This is a genomic window from Fibrella forsythiae, from assembly GCF_017353175.1.
GTDB lineage: Bacteria > Bacteroidota > Bacteroidia > Cytophagales > Spirosomataceae > Fibrella > Fibrella forsythiae.
The window spans coordinates 56,577-68,738 of record NZ_JAFMYW010000003.1 but is presented as its reverse complement, the minus strand read 5'-3'; the positions used below and the strand labels follow the sequence as shown (position 1 = coordinate 68,738).

The 12,162-nt window shown below is 53.9% G+C and carries 7 protein-coding genes; 4 read left to right on the top strand and 3 right to left on the bottom strand.

Annotated features, from left to right (window positions below):
- Positions 1-102: 102 nt before the first annotated feature.
- Positions 103-2,334, bottom strand: a complete 2,232-nt coding sequence (gene recQ, locus J2I46_RS11675; RefSeq protein WP_207329222.1) for a DNA helicase RecQ — start codon at positions 2,332-2,334, stop codon at positions 103-105.
- Between the two features lie 176 nt (positions 2,335-2,510).
- On the opposite strand from recQ, the gene J2I46_RS11670 reads away from it, so the two are divergent.
- Positions 2,511-3,479: a KpsF/GutQ family sugar-phosphate isomerase gene (locus J2I46_RS11670; protein WP_207329221.1), complete on the top strand. Its 969-nt coding sequence runs from the start codon at positions 2,511-2,513 to the stop codon at positions 3,477-3,479.
- A gap of 44 nt (positions 3,480-3,523) precedes the next feature.
- Here the strand turns inward: J2I46_RS11670 and J2I46_RS11665 are convergent, their stop codons facing one another.
- Both J2I46_RS11665 and J2I46_RS11660 read right to left on the bottom strand, forming a co-directional pair.
- Positions 3,524-3,883 (bottom strand): hypothetical protein, encoded by a 360-nt coding sequence (locus J2I46_RS11665; protein WP_207329220.1) that lies wholly within the window; start codon positions 3,881-3,883, stop codon positions 3,524-3,526.
- Between the two features lie 62 nt (positions 3,884-3,945).
- Complete coding sequence (locus J2I46_RS11660; protein ID WP_207329219.1) at positions 3,946-4,539, bottom strand: TIGR04282 family arsenosugar biosynthesis glycosyltransferase; 594 nt, start codon at positions 4,537-4,539, stop codon at positions 3,946-3,948.
- 104 nt (positions 4,540-4,643) lie between these two features.
- Between J2I46_RS11660 and J2I46_RS11655 the strand changes: the two genes are divergently transcribed.
- The 3 genes from J2I46_RS11655 to J2I46_RS11645 all read left to right on the top strand — a co-directional run bounded on the left by J2I46_RS11655 (position 4,644) and on the right by J2I46_RS11645 (position 12,156).
- A complete protein-coding gene (locus J2I46_RS11655; protein ID WP_207329218.1) occupies positions 4,644-5,012 on the top strand; it encodes a Rid family detoxifying hydrolase in 369 nt (122 codons plus the stop codon).
- 122 nt (positions 5,013-5,134) lie between these two features.
- Entirely contained in the window at positions 5,135-6,673 is a 1,539-nt protein-coding gene (gene gltX / locus J2I46_RS11650; RefSeq protein ID WP_207329217.1) for a glutamate--tRNA ligase, read from the top strand.
- 263 nt (positions 6,674-6,936) lie between these two features.
- Positions 6,937-12,156: a DUF11 domain-containing protein gene (locus J2I46_RS11645; protein ID WP_207329216.1), complete on the top strand. Its 5,220-nt coding sequence runs from the start codon at positions 6,937-6,939 to the stop codon at positions 12,154-12,156.
- Positions 12,157-12,162: the final 6 nt, after the last annotated feature.

Genomic DNA, 12,162 nt, shown 5'->3' with positions numbered 1-12,162 from the left:
TGTTTGCTGTTTACTGTCTTCTGTTTTCTGTTGCTCCGCTACAGCTAAGTATGTTGCCCATAGCAGCGCAACAGAAGACAGTAAACAGCAAACAGTAAACTTTTAATTGGCTACTTCCGAGAGGAACTTGATGCGCATCAGGCGCAGTTCCTGTTCGGTGAAATCGTCACTGTCAAATTCTTTTAACGCTACGGCAATGTTGTCGGTATCGGCGCGCATAAAGTATTCGAAAATCTCTTCCTGCCGGTCTTCGTCGATAATCTGATCGATGTAATAGTCGAGGTTCAGGCGGGTGCCCGAATAGCAGATGTGTTCCACTTCCTCCACCAAATCTACGAGCGTAAGTCCTTTCGCTTCAGCAATTTCTTCCAGGTCTACTTTCCGGTCAATCTGCTGGATGATGTAAATCTTGATCTTCGACTTGTTAACGGTCGATTTAACCACAACATCTTTATCGGTCTCGATCTCATTCTCATCAACGTACTTGGCAATCAGATCGATGAAGGGCTTACCGAATTTCTGCACCTTACCCATGCCCACCCCGTTGATCTGGGCCATCTCTTCCCGCGTGACGGGGTAGGTCGTGGCCATTTCTTCCATCGATGGATCCTGGAAGATAACGTAGGGCGGCAGGTTCTTTTCTTTGGCAATCTTCTTGCGAAGGGCTTTCAGCAGGCCAAGCAGTTCTTCGTCGTAGGCATTTCCTCCGCTGGCAGCCTGGGCGGCCGCATCATCGGCTTCTTCTTTGGCATCGGCAGTCTGCTGCTCATAATCATGATCCTGCGAAAGCATGACCGGATACGGATCTTCAATGTAGTTCATGCCCTTCTGCGTTAGCCGAAGCACACCGTAGTTGTCTACATCTTTCTCCAGGAAGCCCAGGATCGTGATCTGTTTGATCAGTGAGCACCAAACGTTGCAATCTTCGCTAAATGACTTGCCCTGACCGTACAGATCGAGTTTGTCGTGTTCATAGCTGGTCACATACTGGTTTTCGGTGGCGGTCAGTACGTCGGCCAGGTGGCTCACATCGAATCGCTGGTCGGTTTGCAGTACCGCCTGAAGGGCTATGACAATTTCAGACTGCGCTTTGAACTTCGGCGTCGGTTTCAGGCAGTTATCGCAGAAACCGCAGTCTTTTTCCACGTATTCACCAAAATAACCCAGCAGTTGCCGCCGCCGACACGTACCCAGGTTGGCATACGACACCATTTCCGACAACAAGTGTTTGGCATTGTCGCGCTCGGTAACGGGTTTGTCTTTATTGAATTTCTCCAGTTTCAGGATATCGTCGTAGCTGTAGAACATCACGCAGTTACCTTCCAGACCATCGCGGCCGGCGCGACCCGTTTCCTGGTAATAGCCTTCGAGCGATTTAGGCGCGTCGTAGTGGATCACGAACCGAACGTCGGGCTTGTCGATTCCCATACCGAACGCAATCGTGGCGCAGACGACATCGGCCTCTTCGTTCAGAAAAGCATCCTGATTATGCATCCGCGTTTGCGGATCGAGCCCGGCGTGGTAAGGCAATGCTTTTACGTCGTTAACGCGCAACAGTTCGGCAATATCTTCGGCCGTTTTGCGGCTCAGGCAATACACGATACCCGATTTGCCTTTATTCTGTTTTACGTATTTGATCAATGCCTTTTTGGCATCCACCTTCGGCTTGATCTCATAGTAGAGGTTCTTGCGGTTAAAGGATGTTTTATAGACATCGGCATCTTCCATATCCAGGTTCTTCTGGATATCGACCTGCACCTTCGGCGTGGCGGTGGCCGTAAGCGCAATCACCGGGAGGCCCATACGGCCCGAATGGTGCCCGATGTTATCAACGATCCCCCGAATTTTACGGTATTCGGGCCGGAAATCGTGGCCCCATTCCGAAATACAGTGCGCTTCATCGATGGCAACGAATGAAATAACCGCTTTCTTCAGAAAATCAAGGTTTTCTTCCTTGGTCAACGATTCCGGAGCGATGTACAGCAGTTTCAGCGTACCGTTGAGGGTATCTTTCTTTACCTTCGTCATCTCGGATTTCGAGAGGGTCGAGTTCAGAAACTGGGCATTAATGCCAAAGGCATTGAGCTGATCGACCTGGTTTTTCATCAGGGCGATCAGCGGTGATATAACGATGGCTGTTCCTTCGGAAGCAATGGCCGGCAACTGATAACACAACGATTTGCCTGCCCCGGTGGGCATAATGACAAAGGTGTTTCGGCCCGACAGTATATTATGGATGATCGCTTCCTGGTCTCCCCGAAACTGGCCGAACCCGAATATTTCTTTTAGTCGCTCCTTCAGGGTTGTCTGGACGGAATTGTCAATCTGCATCATGGTACGCTACTACGGAAGGTGAATGGAGCCTGCGTGAGTATCTATCTTTGTAAGTGTGTGACGGGGGGCGTTGTTTAACTACAATACACTCCGGAATTAATAGGGTTAATCTATGTTCGGATGAACGGACTTAGCGAATTTACAACCCATCCGTGTTACCTAAGCATTTACGGACGTTGAAACTAACAAAAAATCTACAATCAATTGCCCGCGATGTGTTGCTGGCTGAGGCCGATGCCATTCGTGCGGCGATCGCATACCTTGATATTCAGTTCGATTACTGTGTCGAAGCAATTCTGGCCTCGGCAGGGCGAGTGGTGGTTACGGGTGTGGGCAAAAGTGCTCTCATTGGTCAGAAACTGGTAGCCACGCTGAATTCGACGGGTACACCCGCCCTGTTTATGCACGCCGCCGATGCCATTCATGGCGATTTGGGTATGGTACAGGCCAGTGATCTGGTGCTGGCTATTTCAAAGAGTGGGAATACGCCTGAGGTAAAAGTGCTGGTGCCATTAATTCATCGTACAGGGGCTAAATTAATTGCGCTGGTGGGCGAATCGGAGTCATATCTGGCCAAACAGGCCGATTTTGTGCTGCTGGCTCCTGCTCCGCACGAGGCCGACCCGCTGAATCTGGCCCCAACTACCAGCACCACCGTGGCTATGGCGATGGGCGATGCGCTGGCCATTGCCCTGCTCACCGCACGTGGATTTACCCGGCAGGATTTCGCCCGGTATCACCCCGGCGGGTCGCTTGGCAAGAAGCTTTACCTGAAAGTGAGCGATTTGTTTCCCGCCAACCAGTGCCCGTGCGTTCGGCCCGACCAGAGCATCCACGATACTATGCTTGCCATGTCGGCGGGGCGGCTGGGGGCCACCGCCGTACAGGGTGCCGACGGGGCCTTGCTGGGTATCATTACCGACGGTGATGTGCGGCGGATGGTGAGCCAGCACGATGATTATAGGCACCTGTGCGCCCGGGATATCATGACCCAAAAACCCGTTTGCGTAGCACCCGACGATTACGCGGTGGCCGCACTGGAAATCATGCAAAACCGTAACATCACCCAGATACTGGTAGCCGACGCGGGCAAACTGGTCGGCTTTGTTCACCTTCACGATTTGTTAAAGGAAGGGCTGGTGTAAGGTGTTGGTATCTACGGGCCATTCGGAATGAACTAACCAATTCCTTACTGATTCTTTTCCAGAATCAGTAAGGAATTGGTTAGTTCATTCCGAATGGGGCCACAGTCGCCTTGTTCGCCAACGATAGTGATGGTGGATGAGCAAATAACCGAGCCATCGCACCGATGGATGTTATAAATACCGGCATCTGGCCCCATGTATAAGCGGATCGCAAAGACGGTTTGGCCCTGATATATTGCCTGATAAACAGCCAGATTGCCCAGAGTAGCCGACTGAGCCACCCGATCGTTGAGCCATTGCAACTCCGTCAGTGGGTTGCCTACGCGACAGGTATTGGCGTTCATGGCCTCCCTTTTACAGGATATCATGCCCAGGAGGACAAAAAAGATCAGCATCTTTTTCATAATCGTCGACTTTGTTGATCAACGACCCGCGACTGAAGTAATTGGTTGGCCTAAGCCTGCCATTACTTTTCTAATCCAGTGGCCTGCTCATAATCACTCCACTCATCAATGTCAGTTAGCTCTTGCAAGCGCTCGAAGGTTAAACCTTGCTGCAGGATCGCCTGCTCAGTTAGTAACCGCAGTTCGGGCTGGCTCCAGGGCATATTATCAAAAAGAGGGGTTAATAACTGCTTCATGCCCAGCAGATAATATCCTCCATCAGTAGCTGGGCCAACAACGGCGTCAACGTCATCTAAAGCGGCAAAAGCAGTAAACAGGTGCTCCTCCGTAATGGTCAGGCAATCGCTTCCGATAATAACAGCCTTTTCGGCTCCGGCGGCAAATTGTTCACGGAAAGCGCCGACCATTCGCTCGCCCAGATCAGCGCCCACCTGCTGAAACTTGCTGTAGCCGTTCCATCCATCATCAGGGTTTATAAAATCAGCGTAGTAGACGGCTTTCTGCCATGGGCCGGAGCGGGTGATCTGCTGGGTATACTGCACCAGATGCCGGTATACCTCGGTGGCTTTTTCAGCACCAACCGTTCGGGCAATACGGGTCTTAACCGTACCCGGAATAGGGTTCTTAACAAAGATGATCAGGTGGTGGGTAGCCATAGGATGCGTACTTTTGCAAAAAAAGTCTGAAAAAGCCTTCAAGTCTTAAACGGTCCAACGCTGTGGTCGTGTAAAAACTCGATGACTTACGACTCTATTAAGATATGTCAAAGCAAATTGTTTATACCGACCAGGCGCCAGCGCCGATCGGACCGTATAGTCAGGCCGTGAAGATCGGCGACACGTTATATGTATCGGGTCAGATTGCCGCTGAACTGGCTCCACTAGGTGATATTCAGGCCGAAACACGGAAGGTCATGGAGAATATGGGGGCTATTCTTCGCGCCGCCAGTATGGACTATGCCAACGTGGTGAAGGCAACTATCTTCGTGAAAGACATGAACAACTTCGCGGCCATTAACGAAATATACGGCAGCTTCTTCACCGGCGATTTTCCAGCCCGCGAAACCGTCGAAGTAGCCCGCCTGCCTAAAGACGTCAACGTCGAAATTTCCGTCATCGCTGTTAAATAAAGGAAGAAGGGAAAGAAAGGGACGAGAGGGAGGAATGGGTTTGCAATACCACGTACCTATGTAATGGTGCAAAGCTCCTTTTTCCCTCTCGTCCCTTTCCTCCTCTTCCTTCCCTTCAATTCATGCAAACTCCACCCCGCGTTCGTTTCGCACCCAGCCCAACGGGGCCGCTCCATATTGGCGGTGTTCGTACGGCACTATATAATTACCTGTTTGCCCGGAAAATGGGCGGACAGATGTTGCTTCGTATTGAAGACACTGACCAGAACCGGTTTGTCCCCGGTGCTGAACAATACATTATCGACGCCCTGAGCTGGGTTGGTATCCAGATTGATGAGGGCCAAACGGCTAATGGCCCCGTTGGTGCAGACGCGCCCTACCGGCAGTCGGAGCGGAAGGCAATTTACCAGAAAGAAGCCCTGCGGCTCGTTGAGGAAGGTAAAGCCTATTACGCTTTCGACACCGCTGAAGAACTGGACGCCATGCGCGCCCGGCTCGAGGCCGCCAATGCCCCCGCCGCGCAATACAATTCCATTACGCGGATGCAGATGAAAAACGGCCTTACGTTGCCGGAAGCTGAAGTGAGAGCCCGTATTGAGGGTGGCGAGCCCTACGTGATTCGACTGAAAACGCCCCGCAAGGAAGAAGTTCGGCTGAACGACCTTGTGCGGGGTTGGGTGAATGTACACTCATCGGCCATTGATGACAAGGTATTACTCAAATCTGACGGCCTGCCAACCTATCACCTTGCCAATGTAGTCGATGATCATCTGATGCGGATCACCCACGTGATTCGGGGCGAAGAATGGCTACCGTCGGCTCCGTTGCATGTGCTGTTGTACCGTTACCTCGGCTGGGAAGACACCATGCCGCAGTTTGCGCACCTGCCCCTGCTGCTGAAACCGGAAGGGAACGGTAAACTCAGCAAGCGCGACGCCGATCTGGGTGGTTTTCCGGTGTTCCCACTCGAGTGGACCGATCCATTTACGGGCACCGTGGCACGGGGTTTCAGGGAAGATGGTTATTTGCCCGAAGCATTAGTCAACTTCCTGTCGCTGTTGGGCTGGAACCCCGGCACTGAACAGGAACTGTTCACGATGGACGAATTAATCGAAGCCTTTGACCTGGAGAAAATACACAAGGCCGGAGCCCGGTTCGACATCGAGAAGGCGAAGTGGTTCAATCATCAATACATCCGTCAGCACGCCAACGCCGACTTGGCACCGGCCGTGCAAAAACAGGCGCAGGACGCCGGATTCGAGTGTCCGGCCGAAAAAGCAGAGAAGATTGTAGCCTTGCTGAAAGAGCGCGTCACGTTTGCCAGTGAACTGTTCACAGAGGCCAAAACCATTTTTTACGCCCCTACTGAGTTCGACGAAACCGTGCGGGCGGCCAAATGGAATGACGAGGCCCGCCGCGCCGTGGTTGCCTTCCGCGATCGGCTCGTTCAGTTTGAAAAACCGTTTGAAGCCGATGCCATCAAACACCTCTTGTCTGATACGCTGGCTCAGGCAGGTATTAAGCAGGGCAAGGTAATGCAGGCCATGCGATTAGCCTTAACAGGATTGGGAACAGGACCTGATCTGATGCTAACGATGGAAATTGTTGGCAAAGCAGGTGTGATTGAACGGCTGGAAACGGCCATGACGACACTACAATAAGGGGAAGTTGGCCTGTTGCAGGTACGTTGCCAGTTGGGCGATCAGCGGCAGCAGGCCAACTCATCTTGAATACAGACAGATCAAGCATAATCTGCATCTATTGACAACTACAAATAAACATATATAGATTTATAGTAACTTCATATATGTATCCAAAATTTAATTTTTATACATACTAATTTTTGTTCTTTCTGATCTATAGATTGGCATGAGTTTGGCCGCAAATTGGCGTTGGGCATTAGCCCTTCGACGCGATCCGACTTATGTTACCTTCTACCCGACTGGTTGTATATGCCACCCTGGCTTATATGCTACTCAGCCTGCCCACGCTGGCGCAGGTACGTTCTACAGCTTCTCCACCCCCTTCGCCAACATCCCGGCAAGCTGAATTGATGCGGCAGGCCTATCAAGCCGAACAAAATCGACGCACCGTCGACCCCGCGCTGGGTAGCATACCGGTTGAACGACTCAGCGCTATTCGGAAGCAACTGGCCCAAACCTCCGCCAAAAAACGGCAGGCGCGTACGGGTATTTCCAGCGTAACCTGGTCTGAGCGCGGCCCACTGGGCTTTACCGGTACATTGCGGACGCTCGTTGTGCCTCTTGGCGATCCAACCGGCCGAACGATTTGGGCAGGGAGCAGCACCGGTGGGTTATGGACGAATCCTGATCCGGCCACGCCAGCCAGCAACTGGCTTCCGAGTAGCGATGATTGGGCCAGCAAAAATGTCTCGGCTATAGCCAATGACCCAACCAACAGCGTAATTGCCTACGCCGCTACAGGTGACCCGCTGGGCGAGGGCGTTGGGGGCGGTATCTGGAAAACGGCCGACAAAGGCCAAACTTGGCAACGTTTATCGGCCACCATTCCATCTCAGGCAGGTACGTTGATGCAGATTGCCTTTAGCCGCATTTCCGGATTGGCTGTTACCACCACCGGTCTTTTGCTGGCCGGCACACAGGGCGGCGTACTTCGATCATTCGATCAGGGCAGAACATGGCAGTTCATTCTGGTACCGCAGCGCCAGATTGGTGCGCAACCTGTAGCCAACGGTAACGACCGTGTTACATCAATACAACTCGGAGCCGACGAGTCTGTCTACGTGGCTATGGCAACAGGGAGGCTATTCCGGTCGAACGGCCCCTCTGCTACAGCCTGGACAGAAATAACTCCGCCCAATACGGCACCTTACAAGGGCATTCTGACCAAAGTGGTACCGGCTGCCTCAACGGGTGGTACAGGCCAGGTCCTCTATGCTGCTCAGGTGGCCGACGATTCTACGTCTGGCGGTTATACCCTTCGCTGGCTGCTGAAATCGACCAACAGCGGACAAACCTGGCAAGCCATGAACCGCCCGGTGTATACCGATGCTCCCGATCTGGACGTTACGCTGGGATTCGGAGACAAGTATTTTACCCTAACCCCCTCGCCCGATTCTGCGCAAGTAGTGTACATGACAGCCTATGATCAATTATACCGGTCGGGCAACGGAGGCGTATCCTGGTCGGCGGGGCAAACCATTGGGCGAGCTACCGCTTTTTTACCCCTTCTTAACCAGCGTACGGCCTGGGCGAGCGACAATAAGGTCTATGTCGCGCCAACCCAGCAGCTCGTTGCGCAGGGACGTAACGAGACAACGCATGACCGAAGCAACAGCTTTGGTGGGCTGGATGTATCGGGCGTAGCCCTGAAAAATAGCGCCGGTACTGCTTATCGCCTCACGGGAAGCGTGGGAGAGCCCGGTTTATTGGAAACACCCGAGACCGGCCCAACAAAGGCTATCTACCCGGCCTACCCGCTTCGGCCATTCATTGACCAGAATGAACCGAACGTACAGGTGGCAGCCACGACAAACGGCGGTTTTTTAACCCGGAACACAACCTACACAACGGCCTGGGACTACTACTCGACCGGCTGGCTTACAGATGACTACCCTGATGTGGGTGTAGACTATGACAGTCGTAACAACACACTCTTCTTCTGGTCAGACGGGTATAGAAAAGGGACAGGAATCGGTACAGACCCTGTGGTTTCGCGGCTCGACAGTGGTCGCCTGGCGAGGCCAACCTGTTTGAAAGTGGGCGCATCGCCCAATACCCTGTTTGCCGCTCCCATTAACGGCGGGCTGTATAAATTCTCGAACACGAACCAACCAACACCGAACCTCTCGCGTCTGGACGGAGGTGCGTTCCCGTCGGGCAGCACAATCAGCGGTATCGACGTAGGAGCAACAGACAATGAGCTGATTGTCACACTTTCGAACTTCGGCGTTCAATCGGTCTGGTACACAACCAACGGCGGAACAACCTGGGTCAGCAAAGACTTGCCCGCCCATGGCCTGCCCGATATGCCGGTCTATGCGGCACTGTTTAACCCAACAAACCGCCAGCAGGTTATGTTGGCGACCGAGCTGGGTGTATGGTCGACCAGCGACATTACGGGAGACAATCCGGGCTGGGTACTGACCAATTCGCCAGCGCCATTGATTCGATGTAAGCAGTTCGTTTACCGCGCTGCCGATGAACGAACTGCCGTAGTAACCAATGGTCGGGGGGTATGGGAGAGTGATGTCTGGGCGGTAGATTCCCCTGTTCTCACGGCAGGCCCTCTGTCTGCAACCGCCTTCTGCGCCGGTAGTGCTTTCCCGTTAAGTTTTACGCTCCTCAACGTGCCAGCGAGCCAGGTAGTAGTACGCTTGTCTGATGCAACGGGCAATTTCGGTGCAGGAACAATTATCGGGTCGGGTACCAGTAGCCCGTTATCGGCCACCGTTCCTGCCAGTCTGGCGTCGGGCACGGGCTACCGGTTGCGACTCGAAGTAGCTTCGTTCAGTCTGGTTTCGCCGGTTAGCTCAACGCTAACGATCAGCAATCTGAATCAAACCCAAGCCTATATTCTGGACAGGCGGCAAACAACCGGCCCGCGCTTTGCCGATGCCAGGTACGTTTCCGGGTACGTCTGTCCCGGTGATCAGGCCCAGCTTCGCGCCTATCTGCCCAACCAGCCCGGTAGCCTGTCGGCCACGTATCGATGGGCTATTGACGGGGCCATTTTATCTGGTCAGACCACCGCGACACTGCTAACAGGACAAACCGGCACATATAGCTTTACGGCCTCGGTTGGTAGCTGTACTGCCACCAGTACCAACGACTTTTTGCTGATCTCGGTCGACACGCCCGCTGCCACGGTGCTGAACCCGATTAATACCAGTGATGGACCTATCTGCTCAGGTACGTTCGTCCCATTGGGGGCTTCATATGTGGGTCAGCAGGCGGCTTATCAGTGGTTTCGTGATGGCGTAGCGGTTTCGGGCGCAACCAATCCCGTACTGTCTACAACCGCAACGGGTGCCTACTCGTACAGCCTATCGTTTGGTATGTCGGGGGGCGGTAGGTGCGTAGCGACGGCCTCGGCAACGTACCTGACGTTCAGTAGGGCTATTCTCCCCCCGGCCATTGCGGTGGTGGGCGATGTAGCACCAACACTCTGCGGCACTGAATTGCTCCGGCTGTATGCAACCAGCCAGGTAGACAGCACCAACTATCAGTGGCTTCAGAATGGGCAACCTATAACGGGTAAAACCAACTCGTTTGTAGACGTTGGGCAGGGTGGTTCGTTCAGCCTTCGGGTACAGCGGGGAAGCTGCTCGGCTGTAAGCGATCCAGTTGCCGTTTCGGCCAATAGCCAGTTGAGCAACGGGTTCTATTTCTATGGCAGCACGAGCCTCTGTACAGGCGAGACACTGATTTTATACGCAAAAAACACCAGTCACGCCCTACAATGGACAAAAAACAACGTACCTATCGCCGGTGCTACCGGATTCAGTTACGCCGTTACCGCGTCGGGGAACTACGGACTTCGGTACACATCGGGTAGCTGTTCGGGTACGGCCGTCTCTGTTTCGATCGTGGTTAGCCAAAGCCTGACGCCCGCCCTGCAACTGGCCGAGCAGTGTAGCAGCGTTGAATTATCGACCAGCGATTTTCCGCGAACGGGTACCGTTACGTTCAGTTGGCTGCGTAATGGTCAACCCATCAGCCAGGGTACACAGTCGTACCAAACCGTTACAGAGTCGGGTGTGTATAGCCTTTCGGTGACGAATGGCGTTTGCGGCGGCGTCTCGAAACCTGTCAGCATTAGTATTGGGCAACCGGCCAAGCCAACCATTACGGCCATTGGCGGGCTTGTTCGTTGCCCTAATTCGGCCATTACCCTGCAGTTGCTTACCGGTCCCTACAGCTATTGGAAACGAAACGGCGTACGCCTGACCGGGGCCGATTCGGAGAAACTGGTGGCAACTGAAACGGGCGTTTACAGTCTGGTTTATGAGCAGGGAGCCTGCCTGACAGAATCAGCGGCGGTATCAGTCGTAGTTGGTCAGCCTGTTTCCGCTACGGTGTTAGGGCGGCCGTTCATTCGCTCGGGCCAGGCGGCCGTTGTACCCGTTCAGTTCAGCGGAACGGGGCCGTGGTCGTTTTCGGTCGTGGGGGGGGCGTCGGTGGTCAATACCAGTCAAAACCCGTACTCATTCACGGTAGCCCCTAGCCAAAGCACCAGCTATTCACTGGTGAACGTGGCCAATAGTTGCGGTACCGGCACAGGCACTGTAGTGCGGGTGTTCGTGAACGGGGCTGATGTATCGCTCAGTAGTTGGGTGGATAAGCGTTTCTGCCAGCCGGGTGATCTGATCACGTATTCGGTTCGGGTAAGTAACGCAGGGCCCGATCTGGCCGAAAACCTGACGCTGACGAATCGCCTGCCGGCGGGCCTCAGCTATGCCGGTAGTTTTTCGGCCACCAAAGGCGACAGCCTGCGCTACGCCGTTGGCAACGTACCTGCGGGCGATTCGCGAACAGTCAGCTTCCAGACGCTGGTAAACCGGCCGGGTACGTACTTTAACGCCATAGAAGTGAGCAGTGCCGATACGCCCGACCCTGATAGCCAGCCCAATACGGGCACTGGTGATGGCGAAGATGATACAGGGCAGGCGAGCTGGCGAACCGCTGACACCACCCATTTCGTATCTGTTTCGCCAAACCCGAACGGACGTGTATTGCCCGCTGTGGCTGGTAATCAGCCTGTGCCCGTGGCTAATCAGGCCGATCTGAGTATGCTGCTTTCATTCAGCAAACGGGTAGTTCAGACCCGCGATACCATTCAGGTGGCGATGCGCATCAACAACCGGGGTGGGGCGGCAACATCGTCGGTGCAGGTTAGTCTGACGCTGGCCAACGGTACATATAGCCTCGACAAAACCACCTGGAGAACGGTCAGTACGGCGGCTTTGGTGATCGACGTAGGTCAACTCGGTATCAACGAAACGGCGACAAAAACGGTATACTGGCTGCCCGCTGCTTCTGGCTCGTGCCTGGCCGAAGTAAGTCGTTCGTCGGTAACTGATCCCGATTCGACGCCCAATAACCACGCTACCCGCCCCGGCGAAGACGACGAAGCGACCGCCGACATCCGGGTAATTCGTTGACCTGGC

Coding starts and splice junctions, on each gene's coding strand:
- recQ (WP_207329222.1), bottom strand. CDS start 2,334: ATGATGCAGATTGACAATTCCGTCCAGACAACCCTGAAGGAGCGACTA.
- J2I46_RS11665 (WP_207329220.1), bottom strand. CDS start 3,883: ATGAAAAAGATGCTGATCTTTTTTGTCCTCCTGGGCATGATATCCTGT.
- J2I46_RS11660 (WP_207329219.1), bottom strand. CDS start 4,539: ATGGCTACCCACCACCTGATCATCTTTGTTAAGAACCCTATTCCGGGT.
- J2I46_RS11655 (WP_207329218.1), top strand. CDS start 4,644: ATGTCAAAGCAAATTGTTTATACCGACCAGGCGCCAGCGCCGATCGGA.
- gltX (WP_207329217.1), top strand. CDS start 5,135: ATGCAAACTCCACCCCGCGTTCGTTTCGCACCCAGCCCAACGGGGCCG.
- J2I46_RS11645 (WP_207329216.1), top strand. CDS start 6,937: ATGTTACCTTCTACCCGACTGGTTGTATATGCCACCCTGGCTTATATG.